This is a genomic window from Hufsiella ginkgonis (assembly GCF_009834915.1).
GTDB classification, from domain to species: domain Bacteria; phylum Bacteroidota; class Bacteroidia; order Sphingobacteriales; family Sphingobacteriaceae; genus Hufsiella; species Hufsiella ginkgonis.
Genome location: NZ_WVHS01000001.1, coordinates 963,860 through 979,254, shown reverse-complemented (window position 1 = coordinate 979,254; position 15,395 = coordinate 963,860). Strand labels below are relative to the sequence as shown.

At 53.0% G+C, this 15,395-nt stretch carries 10 protein-coding genes; 1 reads left to right on the top strand and 9 read right to left on the bottom strand.

The window, feature by feature from the left end; translation table 11 throughout:
- Positions 1-9 precede the first annotated feature (9 nt).
- From GS398_RS04160 to GS398_RS04130, 7 genes are all read right to left on the bottom strand, one after another.
- Positions 10-1,644, bottom strand: coding sequence for a glycoside hydrolase family 43 protein (locus tag GS398_RS04160; RefSeq protein ID WP_160905452.1), 1,635 nt, complete (start codon positions 1,642-1,644; stop codon positions 10-12).
- Entirely contained in the window at positions 1,626-2,627 is a 1,002-nt protein-coding gene (locus GS398_RS04155; protein ID WP_160905451.1) for a pectinesterase family protein, read from the bottom strand. Before GS398_RS04155 ends, GS398_RS04160 begins: the two co-directional genes overlap by 19 nt.
- Before the next feature lie 68 nt (positions 2,628-2,695).
- Positions 2,696-3,460 carry a rhamnogalacturonan acetylesterase gene (locus tag GS398_RS04150; protein ID WP_160905450.1) on the bottom strand — a complete coding sequence of 255 codons (765 nt, stop codon included), beginning with the start codon at positions 3,458-3,460 and terminating at the stop codon, positions 2,696-2,698.
- A 47-nt stretch (positions 3,461-3,507) separates the two neighbouring features.
- Entirely contained in the window at positions 3,508-4,929 is a 1,422-nt protein-coding gene (locus GS398_RS04145) for a pectate lyase family protein (protein ID WP_237488078.1), read from the bottom strand.
- Entirely contained in the window at positions 4,929-6,536 is a 1,608-nt protein-coding gene (locus GS398_RS04140) for a DUF5123 domain-containing protein (protein ID WP_160905449.1), read from the bottom strand. The genes GS398_RS04145 and GS398_RS04140 overlap by 1 nt, the downstream gene beginning before the upstream one ends.
- Positions 6,537-6,557: 21 nt before the next feature.
- Entirely contained in the window at positions 6,558-8,384 is a 1,827-nt protein-coding gene (locus GS398_RS04135; protein WP_160905448.1) for a RagB/SusD family nutrient uptake outer membrane protein, read from the bottom strand.
- A 21-nt stretch (positions 8,385-8,405) separates the two neighbouring features.
- On the bottom strand, positions 8,406-11,624 hold the full coding sequence (locus tag GS398_RS04130) for a SusC/RagA family TonB-linked outer membrane protein (protein ID WP_160905447.1): 3,219 nt from the start codon (positions 11,622-11,624) through the stop codon (positions 8,406-8,408).
- A 269-nt stretch (positions 11,625-11,893) separates the two neighbouring features.
- Here GS398_RS04130 and GS398_RS04125 point away from each other — a divergent pair, with 269 nt between their 5' ends.
- Positions 11,894-12,928 carry a LacI family DNA-binding transcriptional regulator gene (locus tag GS398_RS04125; protein ID WP_160905446.1) on the top strand — a complete coding sequence of 345 codons (1,035 nt, stop codon included), beginning with the start codon at positions 11,894-11,896 and terminating at the stop codon, positions 12,926-12,928.
- Positions 12,929-12,940: 12 nt separating this feature from the next.
- Here GS398_RS04125 and GS398_RS04120 read toward each other — a convergent pair whose 3' ends face one another.
- Both GS398_RS04120 and GS398_RS04115 read right to left on the bottom strand, forming a co-directional pair.
- Complete coding sequence (locus GS398_RS04120; RefSeq protein ID WP_237488077.1) at positions 12,941-14,176, bottom strand: ABC transporter permease; 1,236 nt, start codon at positions 14,174-14,176, stop codon at positions 12,941-12,943.
- Positions 14,177-14,455: 279 nt separating this feature from the next.
- On the bottom strand, positions 14,456-15,250 hold the full coding sequence (locus GS398_RS04115; protein ID WP_160905444.1) for an SDR family NAD(P)-dependent oxidoreductase: 795 nt from the start codon (positions 15,248-15,250) through the stop codon (positions 14,456-14,458).
- Positions 15,251-15,395: the final 145 nt, after the last annotated feature.

The window sequence follows — 15,395 nt, the reverse complement described above, 5'->3', positions numbered from 1 at the left end:
AGGAAGACGTTAAAATCTCACTGGTTCTACCCTGAACCAATCTACGTCAGCGTAACCGGAATCGTTGATCTGGGTTTCGCGTGTGCAAAACAATCCCACTTTGGCGCCGGTCCAGCGGCCGGTCTCTGCCGTAAACTCGTCGCCGGCATCGGTAAATTGCGTGCCATCCGTGCTGTAGCTGAAGCGGCATGCTGCACCGGCGGTTACTTTAACCCTGAACCAAACGGTGGGAACCGTTATTTTCCCAAGCGTCGATTCGTTTTCAGGCTTGCCGCCGTCCGCGTCTTTGCAATGCGTGTAAACCAGGTAAATACCGTCTTTTTTGCTCTTAAGCGAAACGCCGGCGTAGCTGTAGCCCATTACCACCAGGCCGGATTTTTCGTTCTCTAGCTTCGGATTGGGGGTAAAGGTAAGTTTCGTGGTCACCATGAACTCCCCGGCGGGAAATTTCTGGAGCAGCACATTGGGTGTCCACCAAAGGTTTTTAGCGCCCTCCGGTATCTTGTCAGAAAATAACCTTAGTTGTCCTTTGGCCGGGTTGCTGAACGCCCAGGTTGCTTTGGCGTTGGCCATCCATTGCCATTGCAGCCCCGGCGTGTTTCCGTCGAATTCATCGCTTTCTGGCGGCGTGGCAACCGGGTAGGTTTTGCCCACATTGGGTTTCTTATAAGTAAGCACGGGTTCTCCTACGCCGTCGCCGTCTTTATCGATGCCTATCACGGGCCAGTTATTCACCCATTTCATGGGATTGAGATGCAAGATCCTGCCATAGGCGCCCTTATCCTGGAAGTGCAGGAACCAGTCTTCACCCGTTTGGGTGGTCACCCAGGCGCCCTGGTGCGGGCCGTTTACTGGTGATTTTCCCTGGTCCATCACTACTTTACGTTCGTAAGGACCGTAGATGTTTTTTGAGCGGAGCACCAGCTGCCAGCCTGTAGCCACACCGCCGGCCGGCGCGAACAGGTAATAATAGCCGTTCTTTTTATAAGCTTTCGGTCCCTCAATAGTTGGGTCGGTGTCGTGACCGTCATATACCAGCTTGCCTTCATCCAGCACCGTGGTACCTGCCGCATTCATCCGTTTTACCACGATGATGCTTTTGATGCCTGCACGGCTGCCGGCGTAGGCATGTACGAGGTAGGTTTTGCCGTCGTCATCCCAAAGGGGACAGGGGTCGATCAGTCCTTTACCCGCCTCTACCAGTACCGGTTCGCTCCACGGGCCTGCCGGGTTGGCAGCTTTCACGAGGTAAATACCATAGTCCGGATCCGGGTAATAAATATAAAACTCGCCGTTATGGTAACGAATAGCAGGCGCCCAAACCCCGTTGCCATGTTGTGGCTTTGCAAATACCTCGAATGGCGGCTGCCGTTTCAGGGCATAGCCGATAATCGTCCAGTTCACCAGGTCTTTGGAGTGCAGTATTGGCAGCCCGGGAATGTCTTCAAAACTGGAAGAGACCAGGTAAAAATCGTCGCCTGCGCGGATCGCGTCCGGGTCTGAATAATCAGCGTGCAGCACCGGGTTTTTGTAAGTTCCGTTCCCCTGGTCGGCTACCCAAACCTGCGACACCTTTTGCTGCGCGATGGCGCTAATGCCAAGCAGGACCAGCAGGACCGGAAATGTTATTGAACGATGTCCCATGTGTTCGGTTTAGAGAAGATTTTCGACCAGGTATACAAGGATTTCACTTCTCTTTTTGTCAGCCGCTTCGCCCATGTTACACGCGTATGGCCCGCGCCGGCGCCGGTACTGCCATATTCGGCGTAGAATGCGGTTTTTTCCTTGTCGGGAAACATGGCATCACCTTTCCAGGGATCCCAACCCTGGGGCAGGATGTGGCTGCCCATCTCGGTGTTAATGAATACAGTTTTTGCATACGGACGCCAGGGCCTTCCCAGGAAAGCCCTTTTTACGGAAGGATCGGCTACCAGTTTACAGTCGAAAAACACGAACCCGTACCGCTGCTGCGGCGTGGTGGCGGCAGCGGTAACGTACGAGTCTGTGAGACTCTTAATGGTGCATCCCCGGAAAATCACGGTCGCTTCCCCGAAGATAAAGTCGGTGGTACCTTCTATGTAACAATTGGTGTACAGCTGCCTGCTATTGGCCGACGCCAGGTAAAGCGTATCCTGGTTGCCAAGTATCAGGCAATTGGTGACCCGGCAACGGTCGCCCTCCACATGCAGCGCCACTGCCTGTCCAACCCGCCCGGCGGTATTTCGGATGGTTAAGTTCTCGGCCGAAAAGTCGTTACCCTGTACCAGCATGGTATAGGATGTATAGGTGTTAAACTTATCGCGGCCGTAGGCATCTTTTCCTCCCGGTACGTTCTTGCCGGAGTAATCGTCGCCGGTAATGATGGTTTTTTCCTTGTCTTCCCCCACCAGCGAGATGGCGGTTTTCCACGAAGGAATGATCAGCTTTTCGTGGTAAGTACCATTTTTTATGAAGATCTTCACCACTTTGGCTCCAAGGTCGCGCGTGGAGTTGACCGCTTCCTGGATGGTTTTGTAGTTTCCGCTGCCGTCCTGTGCAACCGTTAAGGTGGATGGATAGGTGGCTTGCTGTGCGCTACCGGCAAACGGAGAGAAGGTAAGCAGTAAAAATGCAAGTAATTTTTTCATTGTTACTAAATGGGTTTTCTTCACGCCTTTGCGAAAAGGGACTCACGCAAAGAGCCGCAAAGACTTCTTTATTTCTTTACTGGCGGTTTGTAAACGTGCGCACTGATGTTGCCAACGTTTAGCTTCACCAGGTCGGCCAGTACGATCTGCGCCATTTTGCGGGCGCCCAGTTCGCTGAAATGTGTATTGTCTTCCTTGCCGTCCGGGTAGTTGGGGTGTTCGCCGGGCAGCAGGTGGTTATACAGTAATTTCGAGTTTTCTACGCCGAAGGACTGCAATAGTGCCTGGCTCTCCTGGTCGAGGTCTATGAGGGGCACATTGTTCTCGCGTGCTACGGTCCGCACGATCTCCGCGTATACCTCGTGTGTACCGGCTATCTTGCCGTTGCCGTCGAAGTTGCGCCGCGCCACGGGGGTGATCAATACCGGGAGCGCTTTTTTCGAGCGTGCATCGCTCACGTATTTATGGAGGTAGGCTTTAAATTCCTCTTCAGTAGTGTAAGTGGCTTTGGTTTTTACCTCGTCGTTATGTCCGAACTGTACCAGCACTATGTCGCCAGGCTGCAGGCTGTCCACCACCGGTTTCCAGCGGTTCTCGGCCATAAACGATTTGGTGCTTCGTCCGTTCTGGGCGCGGTTGTCAACCGTTACCGATCCGTCGAAGAAATTACTGAAGGGCATTCCCCAGCCGGTTTCCGGGAGCGCCCGCAGCTGCTTGTTGGCCATGGTAGAGTCGCCGATCAGGTAGATCTTTAGTTTGTCTTCCGCCGGCGCGAACGCCCATAACACCAACATGCCAAGTAAGGAGCCCAGTAATAAGTTAAGCTTTTTCATGTGGGTTTCCCCTTTTTTTTGCTAACGATGCGCCATCCATGCGTATGTTATGGCTTTATCAATTGGTTAAGGTACAGCTCAATATTAGTGTATTTCTTATTTAATGAAAACCCTTGACTGTCATTTACTGTCGGGTCTAGTTTGCGGGCTTTTTCCCAATCATCCGGCATTCCGTCCTGGTCGGTATCTATGGGCGCCGGAATGGATTTGAGGGCAGGCCACGCATTTACAGTTTTCTCATAAGCAGTGCCGTGTGCGAATCCGCCCTGCACGTCTATGAAACGGCCGCTGCGGTTTTTTACGTCGTTTATGATCCGCTGGTCCAGCGTGTCGCGTTTAGGGAAAATGGCACCTGCAAACCGGAGTACCAGTTCGTAAGCTTCCGCCGCAGGCTGCGCAGTGAGTTCTTCCGAGGGGAAAGGAGTAGTTGCCTTTGCATTAACGGCATCTGCTTCGGTGCCTTTTTCCATGTCTACGCCTTTCCAGTTATTTGCCGTCACATCCGGGAATCCATCGGCGTAGTTGCCTTCGATAAAGAATTTACCGTAGGGGATTTTTTGGTCCAGCTTATAGGGGTTTGCGATACGTTTCCGCACTTTTTCGTTTGTCGAAGGGCCGTACCTATAGTAATTATTTACGATGTTGTAGTTACCTCCTTCGCCTGCGTACACGTTGTTGGAGCCCCAGTTGTAGATCACGTTGTTACTGAGGTCAACATTTTCGGCCGGTGCATTGCGGATCCCGTCAAACCGGGGTGTGCGGCTATTACAGTGCGCAATGAGGTTGTGATGGAACGAGGCATGCCTGCCGCCCCAAATCCCGCCATAACCATGTTTCTCGAAGCCCTTGTCGCCCGTTTCAAAATGGTAGGAGTAGTTGAGCGGCTCCGACAGGATGTTCCACTGTACCGAGGTACTGTCGCCCGCGTAAATGCTCATCAGCTCATCGGTGCTCCACGACACGCTGCAGTGGTCTACTACGATGTTCTTCCGGCGTGTGCCGCCAAAGGCATCGTCGCTGCCGCTTCCGTCTACCATTCCTTTTTTCTGGTTTTTATCGCCCATGCGGAAGCGCAGGAAACGCACAATGATATTGTCGCCCCCGAGGCTCACAGGGTGGTCCGCCAGGCAGATGCCATCACCCGGTGCAGACTGGCCTGCGATGGTGATGTTACCCCTGATGGTCAGCGGCGTTTCCAGGTGAATGGTCCCCGACACGGTGAATACCACGATCCGCGGGACTTTCAGACTCACGGCTTCCCGGAAGCTCCCCGGTCCTGCATCGGCAAGGTTGGTTACCCGAACCACCCGACCGCCGCGGCCGCCGGTAGTATATTTACCGAAGCCTTCCGCACCGGGGAACGCAATGGGAAGGGTATCCGCTTTAAGTACTTGTGCGGGCCGGTTCTTCGGCACCGCACAGGCGTTTAAGGCAATAAAAGGAATAAGGATCAATAGCGATCGTTTCATTATAATCTCCATCTCGGATCCCCGGTGCTGCTCTTGCCCGGGAAAGCCGTGTCTTTAATCTTAAAGTTTCCGTTGGCCGGATCGGTGAACAGCTCTGTCGACAGCTTGTTGTACAACGTCATGTTCGGAATCGTATTGGCGGTCGCCGAGTAGTCGGACGTATTGTAAGTCCCTGTTACGTCTACCACTGCGGTACCGTAACGAAGCCCGCGCACCACGGTGCTTCCCGCATTGAGCCAGCCGGGGCCCATAATGCTGTTGCTGATCTTGATGCCCCCGGTTACGTTATTCGTTCCCGATGTGCTAAAGTCGACCAGGTAGTTGGCGCCGTTGCCCCAGGGCGTTTCGTTAAAGGTACAGTTGGCAATGTTTACGGTCACCGCGTTCTGGCGGCTGGTAATGATCTTCTCGCACTTGTAAAAAGTACTATTGGTGAGCACGAAGTTGTTCACTTTACAGTTCACGTTATCTACCGTGATCAGGCCATAGTTAGAGAGGCTGTCTACGATGCAGTTATTGACCACGAAATCGGTCATGTTGATCACCGCGGTTTGCAGCCTGACAATACCCCTGAACACCGCGGCGTTGCACGACTGGAAGCTCAGCTTTCCGACGGTACAGGCATTGCTTACGTTGAAAACATATTTGGATGCGTAGCCGTCGCTGCGCAGCGTTACGTTCCTGAACACGATGGAATCGATGGAGCTGCTGGCGGAGATGTTAAAGTTCGACACCATGGAGATAGTGGCCATGGTTGGCGTCAGCAGGTCGTCGCCACTCTGGATCACTACGGTGCGATCAAGGTTTTGAGCTACCGGGATATTGTAGGTAAGTCCTCTTTTCAGGATCACGGTACTTCCGGAAGGGATCTTCGGCAGCGTATCCGCCAGGACGTTCGGACGGTTGGTAATGGCGCGCAGATCGACGATATTGCCGGAGATGGTAGATACCTTCGTTTTAAAGGTAACCGTTCCCTGGGTTTTAGTACCGATAAAAAGTTCCGCAATGTACGTGGTGTTTGGCACGAGGTTATCCACCAGTTTCCGGCCGGCGGCAATATCTGCGGCAACCAGCGCTATGTCTTTCGCGGTGCCGGGTTGCGGGGTAAGTACCAGCCTGGTAATTCCCGGCGTAACCTTCCAGCGGAGGATGGCCGCGCCGTCGATGATCTCGCTGGCCAGCACCGCAGAAAACAGCTGGATCCCCGGGATGGTGAAGTCTGCGCTTGCTACCCATGCCGATTCGGCGGATACGTCGGTGGCGTTCGCTTTTACGCGTGCATAATACTTTTGCTTGATAGAAAGCTTGGCATCGGTTATTACCAATCCTGATGTATCGGTAACGCCGGTAAAGTCGGGCGTACCGGTAAATGCGGGATCTTTGTACACTTCTACCGTGTATTTCACCGCTTTAGGGGTGGTAAACAGGGAAGCGTTCCATTCCAGTTTTACCTGCGTATCCGCAGTGGTGATCTTTATGGCCCCGGGCCTGAATAGCCTCGGCAGCGTGGTGGTATCGTCTTCGTCCTTTGTACAGGACGCGATCGCCAGGATAATAAGCAGCAGCGGAAGGACGATCCGCTTGCCGGTTGTAACTATTGTGTTCATGCTGTTCATGTTCATATCAGGTTAATAGCCGTACCATTGGCCGCCAAGGATGGGGTTCGCTTCAACGGTTTGCTGCGGAAGCGGGAGCAGCTCGCTCTTATTAGGTGTAAAGTTGATGGCAAAATAGGTAAGCAGCGTACTCGTGATGGTGCTCGGGGTAGTAGTGGTGCCCGATACCGTAGGTGCAGTGACCCAGGCTACCGTAACGGAATTTGCAGGCGCGGTGGCCGGTTCCGGCTGATAGTAAGAATTAAGCGGCACCACCGAAGTAGCATTCGCCTGGAAATACATGTTCAGCGGGTAATTCTTGTACGGTAAAATACGGTCGGCAACTGGTTTTGCCATCTCCGCCATTTGAGCTTTCGCTTCATCGAGTTTGGTTTTAAGCAGGTTCCAGCGAATAAGGTCGTACTTGCGGATTCCTTCAGCGCCGAATTCGAACGCTCTTTCCTTTACGATCGCGTTAAAGAAACCAGTCTTATCGGCAGGTGTGGTGCCTATCAGCGTGGCGTTACCGCCGAATCCACGTGTTCTTACCTGTTCGAAGGCCGCTTTAGCCGCAGCGGAGGGAGCGCCGGCCAATTCGTTGTCGGCCTCGGCAAACATCAGCAGTACGTCCGAATAGCGTATCACCGGCCAGTTAATCCCGAAATACTGGGCCGTAGAGGTTAGCACAGACGGGTTGGAGATCCAGTCGCGCCTGAATTTCCCGTCGACCATGGTCACCAGCGTACGCGGCTGGATAATGCCGGCGGAGCTGATGTTGTACGGAGCGCAGGTAACATCCCTGCGGGTATCGTTCGGGTCGAAGGAGTAAAAATAGCTAGGTAGGATCGTCAGCGCGCCGTTCCCGGTTGCTCCGTTCAATCTCGGGCCGTTGTAGTAACCCAGTTTGCTGTCGCCTACGCCGCTGCTCCCGCCGGTCATGCCCACCTCCCAGATAATTTCTCCTGCCGGGTCTTTGGCATGTGCGTCCAGCGCGTCTTTAAATACCGCCTGGTAGCTGGCATTCAGCCTATGGTCATTGCGGGCCATAATGGCTGCGCATTCGTCTTTGGCGATCTGGTAATAGGTTTTATAGTCGGCGGGACGTTCCATCGTTTTGCTCTGTCTCAGTGAAAAGCCGCCACGGAATAAAGCGATCCTGGCCCGTAACGCACGTACGCCGCCCTGGTTTATGCGCTCGTTGGTAACCGATGGGTCTTCAGTTTTCCATGGAACGAGGTTGCTTGCAGTGGCGAGGTCGGCGAGTACCCGGTTGTAAATGGTATCGCGGTTGGTGCGGGCCTTAAAGAGATCGCTCTCAAAGCTCGATGGCTGGAAGCTCGCGGGAACATCGCCCCAGTTGCGGATCACTTCAAAATAAAACTGGGCACGCAGGGCGAGCGCTTCGCCATAAAGGCGCTTCAACGCTTTTTGGTCGCTCGCCGAGCCGCTTGTATACTGTTCCATTTTTGGAATGTAGTAAATACACAGGTTGGCCATTTCGATACCGTGGTAAAGCTGGTTGAACGGTCCCGCTAACTGCGAATTGGATGGCTGCGTGTTGTAATGGGCGATGTCGCGGCGTTCGCCATCCGGGTATGGGGTGGCGCCCTGGCCCATCATCTCGTCGTTGTCGTACGGGTAGTACATACTTAAACGGATACCGTAACCAGCATCGCCCGTGAGGGCGGCATAAGCGCCCAATACCGCTTTTTGCGCGTTGGTTACGCTGTTGAACGTATAGTCCGGGCCGAACGAGGAGATCGGCGAAACCTCCAGGTATTTCTGACAGGCGGTGATACCCATCATTGCGATGGCAATCAGTAACGTGCCGGTATATCTTTTAAAAATTGGTGTTTTCATGTCTTTAATCGTTAACTGGTTTTACTGCAGGGATAAATTGACGCCGAAGATAAACGCCCGGCTCCGGGGATAAGCGGAATAGTCCACGCCCGGTGTAAGGCCGGTGCTGCGGCGGGTGCTCACTTCGGGATCGTAACCCGAATAATTGGTGATCACTGCCAGGTTATTTACCGTACCGTAAACTCTTAAGCGGCTCACTTTTATTTTGGTTAACAATGAAGTCGGAACCGTATACCCCAGGGTGAGGTTGTTAATGCGGAGGAAAGAGGCGTCCTCCACCGCCCAGGAGTGTACATAAAACGAGCTGAAGCTGGTAAGCGGCGACCAGATGGTGGCGTTCGCGTTGAGTGCAGCCAGCGCTGTGGGGTCGGTAACTACCACGCCCTGGTCGTTCACGTTCCGCCAGCGGCCGTTCATGACGGCCAGCATGTTCGAGTTAGGCTGGTAGCCGTTGGTAAACTCGAGCTTGTTGGCATTCAGCACGTCGTTCCCTACCTGGAAGTTCACAAACGCGCTCAGGTCCCAGTTCTTATAAGTGAACGATTGGTTTAGCCCGCCCAGGAAATTCGGATTGGCATCGCCGATGATCTGGCGGTCGTGGTCGAGGTCCACCAGCCCGTCGCTGTTAAGGTCTTTGAATTTTAATACACCTGGTTTCGGGGCCACTGCCGTGATGGAGCTGTTGTTGGCCACTCCCGGTTTAAGTGTATAAACGCCCGCGTTATAGGTAAAGTCGTCGATGGTGTAAAAACCGTCGGTCACCATGCCGTAGATCTTACCTACCGCCTGGCCTACGATCACCTGGTAATCCGCCGGCACGGTAGAGCCGCCGAAGCCTGACGATTGAAGGAAAGATTTCTGGTATTGCCCCAGGCTTTCGATCTTATTTTTATTGAATGATATGTTGAAGTTGGCGGTCCACTGGAAGTTTTTGGTAGCCACGGGGGTACCGTTTAACTGGAATTCCAGTCCCTTATTACTGGTGGAGCCTACGTTCTGGATCTGGGTAGTATAACCCGAGGTAGTTGGAATGGCTACATCTACCAGCAGGTCGCGCGTCTTGTTCTTGTAAGCATCTATCGAGATTTGAACACGGTTGTTGAGGAACCCCGCGTCGAGGCCCAGGTTTTTAGAAATGGTTGTCTCCCATTTCAACGAGTTGTTGGATAGCGTTGGTGAGTTAAAGGTGGTGATCAGCTGGTTATTAATGTCATAATAAGCGGAAGGCGTGAATTGCGACAGGTACAGGAAGTCCCTGATGCGGTTGTTACCGGCTTCGCCGTAGCTTACGCGAAGCTTAAGGTCGTTAACCGTCGTTTTCAGTCCTTCCATAAATTTCTCGTCGGTTATGCGCCATGCGAACGAGCCCGACGGGAAATACCCCCATTGGTTGCCTTTGGAAAACTTGGTGGACCCATCGGCCCTTAACGACAGCGATAACAGGTACTTGCTGTTGTACGCGTAGTTCACCCGGCTAAAGAACGATGCCGTGCGTACATGCGGTGATTCGGTAGAGGTACTTCCGCCCGCAGGCGTAGTGCCGAGCGACATATTTGCGAATGCCCTTTCCGGCGAAATGCCGAAGGGAAACAGGCGGTTCTGGAGATAGTAGGTCTTGTCTTTATCATCCAGGATCTCCTGCCCGAGCAAGGCGTCGATCTTATGCATCTTGGCAAAGTCGGACTTTGAGCCGGAATTGGTGTAAGAAAGCACGTTCGAGTTGTTGATGGTGCGGCGGTTAACCGTGCTGATAGAGGCCATAGGTTGCCCGGAACCGTTCAGCTTCGACTCGTTGGTAATGGAGTCGTTAAATACGTTGTCGCGGCGGTTGGTCACATCATAACCCAGGGTGCTTTTAAAGGTGAGTTCCTTCAGCACTTTCAGGGAGAAGTACGCGTTGAAATTGGCAATTCCGCTGGTGGTTTTTTTATATTCCGCCTGGTTTAGCAGGATCGGGTTTACGAGCGATAAGCTGTTGCTGTTGGTTTCTAACGCGTAGGCGGGGTCGTAAGCGCTGTCATCCTGCCCGTTAACCAGCAGTGGGCGGTATTTTACTACCTGGCGTAACCTGTTCAGTGATGCCGAGCCCGGATCGGAAGTTCCTGCCCCGTCCACGATGGTGTTGTTATAACGGGCGTTAAACCCGGCACGCAGCTTGTCATTCACCTTGTGATCGAATTTAAAGTTCACCAGTTTACGGTCGAAGCCGGACCCCATAAGCACGCCGTCTTCGTTATTCGATGTTACGCTCAGGTTAAAAGTGGTAGTAGCTGTTCCGCCAGTGAGGCCGAGGTTGTGGGTTTGCATCAGCGCATTATCGCCCAGCAGCTTGTCCTGCCAGTCGGCGAAAGCAACGCTTTTGTACAGGTCGATATCACCAAAATCACCGTAGGTGTTTAAAAACGACGTTTGGTCGGCGCTGCTTGCTCGGCTGCGTTCGTACTGGTAAAGCACGAACTGGTAAGGGTCCTGCACTTCCAGCTTGTTTGCCAGGCGGCGGATCCCGGCAAGCCCGTTGTAAGTAACGGTCGACTTCATTTCCTTGCCGCCCTTGGTGGTGATGATCACGACACCGTTAGCGCCGCGTGCGCCATAAATTGCTGTAGAAGAGGCGTCTTTCAACACGTCGATGCTCTCGATATCTTGTGGCGAGAGTACCGACAAAGCGTTTTGTACCTGGATACCGTCAACCACGTATAACGGCGAGTTGTCTTGTGTAATGGAGCCGCCGCCGCGCACCCTGATCTGGAATTCGGCGTTCGGCGTGCCCTCGGTGCCGGTTACCTGGACCCCTGCAAGGCGGCCTGCCAATGCTTCGGCGGTAGAGTTGATCGGGATATCTTTGAGTTGTTTAGCCGACACCGACGACACGGAACCGGTAAGGTCCCTGCGGTTCACGGTAGCGTAACCCACGGCCACTACTTCGTTCAGCATAACCGATTCCTCTGAAATGGCTACATTAACTACCGTTTGGCTCGTCGGAACCGTTACTTCCAGTTCTTTGTAGCCGATATATTTAACTACGAGCACCACGTTTCCGGCGGTAGCCGCGGTTAGCCGGAAAGTACCGTCAACGCCCGTACTTGCACCTTGTGTAGCGCCCTTTACTGTTACACTGGCGCCGATAACCGGCTGCCCGTCTGCCTTGTCTGTCACTTTCCCTGTTATCTGTCTCGTTTGCGCCCTGACCGAAAAAAGGCCGCAAAGTAACACAGATAAAAGAAGTAGAATTCTCTTCATGTCTGGTATTGTTTTAAATTGGTTATTAATGTTCTGGTCAGCAGCATCTCTCACACTTACATGAAAATAACTGACCTTTAGGTAAAATAGTATAATGGTTAGTGTAAATTGTATAGCAAGTTTATTATAAAAATGCTTTAATGGGGTGTTGTACCGCCTTAAAAATTTGTGCAATCGTTGCCGGGAACGTTGCCGGACAGTACAGGATGGACATAACTGTACAGGACGGCTCTTGTACGCCACTTTAAATTTAGTTACCTTGCGGGAAGATGAAGTTTGAGCCGATCACCATAAAAGATATCGCGAAGGCGCTGGGTCTGTCTACCTCAACTGTTTCCAGGGCGCTGAGGGACGGGTACGAGATCAGTGCCGAAACCCGGCGTATTGTATTGGAGTACGCGGAAAAGATCAACTACCAGCCCAACCCCATCGCATTGAGCCTGAAAGAGCGGCGCAGTCACTCCATCGGGGTGATCGTTTGCGAGATTGCCAACAACTTTTTTTCGCAGGCCATTAACGGCATCGAATCCATCGCTTATAACAGCGGTTACCACGTCATCATCACGCAAAGCCATGAGTCGGCGGGGCGGGAGGTCATCAACCTGAAGCACCTGGCCTCGCGCTCGGTAGACGGTCTGCTGGTTTCGCTTTCTTCGGAAACGAACGATATCTCGCATTTTAAGGAGCTGCATGACAAAGGGCTTCCCATCGTGTTTTTCGACCGGGTGACTAACGACATCTATACCCATAAGGTGATCGCTAACAATTTTAAAGGCGCTTTTGACGCCACCGAATATCTCATTAATTCGGGCTGCAGGAACATTGCACATCTTACCGCGTCGGCGCACCTTTCTATCACCAAGGAGCGCCTGGACGGCTATAAGGAGGCGCTCAGGAAGTATCACATTCCCTTCCGGGAAGAGTACGTACAGTACTGTAATCATGGGGGCATGATCCAGGATGAGATGGAGCGGGCGGTGAACTCGCTGATAGAACTCGAAAACCAGCCGGATTCTATTTTTGCCGCAAATGATAAGCTTACCACCGGTTGCCTGCTGGCGCTGAAGAAATCGGATCCGGCGGTGGCATCCAGTATCAAGATCACCGGCTTTACCAATTCGAACCTCACGGAGCTTTTCGCTACGTCGCTTACGTCTGTGCGTCAGCCGGCGTTTGAGATGGGGCAGATCGCCACCAGTCTTCTTATCGAGCTGATCGAAAGCAAAAGGCCCGTAACGGATTTCCAGACCCGGGTGCTGGATACGGAGATGATCATTAAAAACAAGGTGGTAGCCGTTAGCTAAGCACGGCGCAGTTTACTCGTACCGCAACGATTCTATCGGGTCCAGTTTGGCAGCCTTCAATGCCGGGTAGATCCCGGAAACCAATCCAACCCCTACGCAAATGATCAGCCCCATAATGGTTGATACCCACGGCATGATAAAGGAGCCGCCCATCCCGAAGGAAAGCAGGTTGCCTGCCGTAATTCCCAGCAGGATGCCGGCAAACCCGCCGATGAGGCAGATCACGATGGCCTCGAAAAGGAACTGGCGCCTGATCACTTTCGGTGTGGCGCCGATCGCTTTGCGGATGCCGATCTCGCGGGTGCGTTCGGTTACCGATACGATCATGATGTTCATGAGCGCGATGGCGGCGCCGATCAGCGTTACCGCCGCGATCACGATACCACCTATCCTGACGGCATTGAGCTGGGAAACCATGGTTTGCGCAATGGCGTCGCTTTTAGTGATCTCGAAGTTGTTCTCTTTACCGGCCTTTAACCCGCGGATGTTCCTGAAAACGGAAGTGGCTTCGCCCGCGGCGATGTCAGACTTTGCCGCATCATCAGAAATTACCGCGATGGTGTAAGAGGGGTTGGGATTGCTGATGATGGTACGTGCCTTTACCAGGGGAATGAGGCAGATCTTATCGCCGCCGCCCGGACCCATGCTCGACCCTTTTTCGGCGAACTGGCCAACTACCCGGTATTTATCGCCGCCTATGTTGATGATCTTATCGATCGGGCTGATCTTGGGGAACAGCGTGTTTTTCAACTCGTAGCCGATGATGACCACGTTACTGCCGAACTCGAGCTCGGATGCCGAAAAGTTCCTGCCTTCGGCAAGCTTATAGCCACCCGTAAATACAAAATTATCATCTCCGCCAAGTACGGCGATATTTGGATTGGTCTTCTGGTTGCCGTATTTAACCGTTCCGCCGAATGAGGCGAATACGTTTACAGAAACCCGCGAAGGGTACTTGAAATTCTCCTTGAAAGCCATGGCGTCCTGGTATTTGATCGCCTTCCAGCGTTTAGGCTGCTGGCCGCTTCCGCCGATGCGGATACCCGTTCCGCGGTTGCGGATGGTGAACGAGTTGGCGCCCATACTGGAGAACGCATCGGTGATGGAGTTCTCGATGGCGTCGATACAGGTGAGGATCCCTACCAGCGCGGTAAGACCGATGGCGATAATGAGCGCGGTTAAAAACGTTCTCAATTTATTGCTGCTGATGGATTGCAGCGATAACTTGATATTTTCAGGAAAGCTCATTTGTACGGCCATGGTATAAAAATAAGAAGTAAGGTCGGTTTGACGGCAGCAAAAGGTAAATTGTTACAGATTTATTCTAAAAACGTGGAGAAGATCTTATGGAAAACATGGGACGATTATCATCAGAATATATGTAAACTTAGCTGTTGCTATGCACTTTTGCAGCCCGGTCACAAACCTTCCGTAAACCGAAACGCCGTCACCTGCCGTCGAGATGAAGATGCGCGATGGGCGACGATCCGGCTATCTCGCAGCGCCTGGGAATAGGGGATATTATCCTTATACGATTGTTTTCACCAATCCCCCATCCGCACGCAGCGCAGCACCATTAGTAGCCGACGACAGCGGGCTGGCCACGTATGCAACCAGGTTCGCAATCTCATCGACTTCCAGGAACCGCCGGATAATGGAAGTAGGGCGGGCCGTCTGGAAGAATTCGCCTTCCACTTGTTCCGCGGTTTTGTTGCCGGCCCGGGCGAGGTTTTCCAGGAAGCCGCCTACGCCTTCGGAGCGTGTAGGCCCTGGGAGTACAGAGTTAACGGTAACATTGGTTTTCTTGGTAAGCTCGGCCAGTCCGCGGCTTACAGAAAGCTGTGCCGTTTTTGTCATCCCGTAGTGGATCATTTCTTCGGGCACCTGGATGGCAGATTCGCTGGAGATAAAAATGATCCGTCCCCAGTTCCTCCGCAGCATGCCGGGCAGGTAATGCCGGGAGAGCCGCACGCCGCTCATCACGTTCACTTCAAAGAAACGAAACCAGTCTGCATCGGGAATATCGGTGAACGGCGTGGGCTCGAAGATACCGGCATTGTTCACCAGGATGTCTGTCTCGGGGAGTTGCTGCAGCAGCCGCGAGATCTCTTCCGCATTCGAAAAGTCAGCGGCTATGCCCGAAACATCGGCGCCCGGGATCTCTGCCTGTAGCCGGGCGATGGCGGCATCGATCCTTTCGGCGGTGCGCCCGTTAATCACCACAGTTGCGCCCTCCTGCAGCAGTTGTTTGGCAATGGCATAGCCGATACCGGCGGTAGAACCGCTTACGAACGCGGTCTTATTTTGTAGTTGAAGATCCATTTTAAAACAATAGTTTCACACAATAATCAGCAATCACGGGCAATTGTTGGCCAGTATGGGCTGTTCCGGTGTTTTATGATTTTGGGATTACGGAGCGCGCAAAAACGGTTCAACAACATGATCTGCGATCCGGTGTAAGCCACTT

Excerpts from the sequence above, each read along its gene's own strand:
- GS398_RS04135 (WP_160905448.1), bottom strand. The coding sequence starts at position 8,384 with ATGAAAACACCAATTTTTAAAAGATATACCGGCACGTTACTGATTGCC.
- GS398_RS04145 (WP_237488078.1), bottom strand. The coding sequence starts at position 4,929 with ATGAAACGATCGCTATTGATCCTTATTCCTTTTATTGCCTTAAACGCC.
- GS398_RS04115 (WP_160905444.1), bottom strand. The coding sequence starts at position 15,250 with ATGGATCTTCAACTACAAAATAAGACCGCGTTCGTAAGCGGTTCTACC.
- GS398_RS04160 (WP_160905452.1), bottom strand. The coding sequence starts at position 1,644 with ATGGGACATCGTTCAATAACATTTCCGGTCCTGCTGGTCCTGCTTGGC.
- GS398_RS04130 (WP_160905447.1), bottom strand. The coding sequence starts at position 11,624 with ATGAAGAGAATTCTACTTCTTTTATCTGTGTTACTTTGCGGCCTTTTT.
- GS398_RS04120 (WP_237488077.1), bottom strand. The coding sequence starts at position 14,176 with ATGAGCTTTCCTGAAAATATCAAGTTATCGCTGCAATCCATCAGCAGC.
- GS398_RS04155 (WP_160905451.1), bottom strand. The coding sequence starts at position 2,627 with ATGAAAAAATTACTTGCATTTTTACTGCTTACCTTCTCTCCGTTTGCC.
- GS398_RS04150 (WP_160905450.1), bottom strand. The coding sequence starts at position 3,460 with ATGAAAAAGCTTAACTTATTACTGGGCTCCTTACTTGGCATGTTGGTG.
- GS398_RS04125 (WP_160905446.1), top strand. The coding sequence starts at position 11,894 with ATGAAGTTTGAGCCGATCACCATAAAAGATATCGCGAAGGCGCTGGGT.
- GS398_RS04140 (WP_160905449.1), bottom strand. The coding sequence starts at position 6,536 with ATGAACACAATAGTTACAACCGGCAAGCGGATCGTCCTTCCGCTGCTG.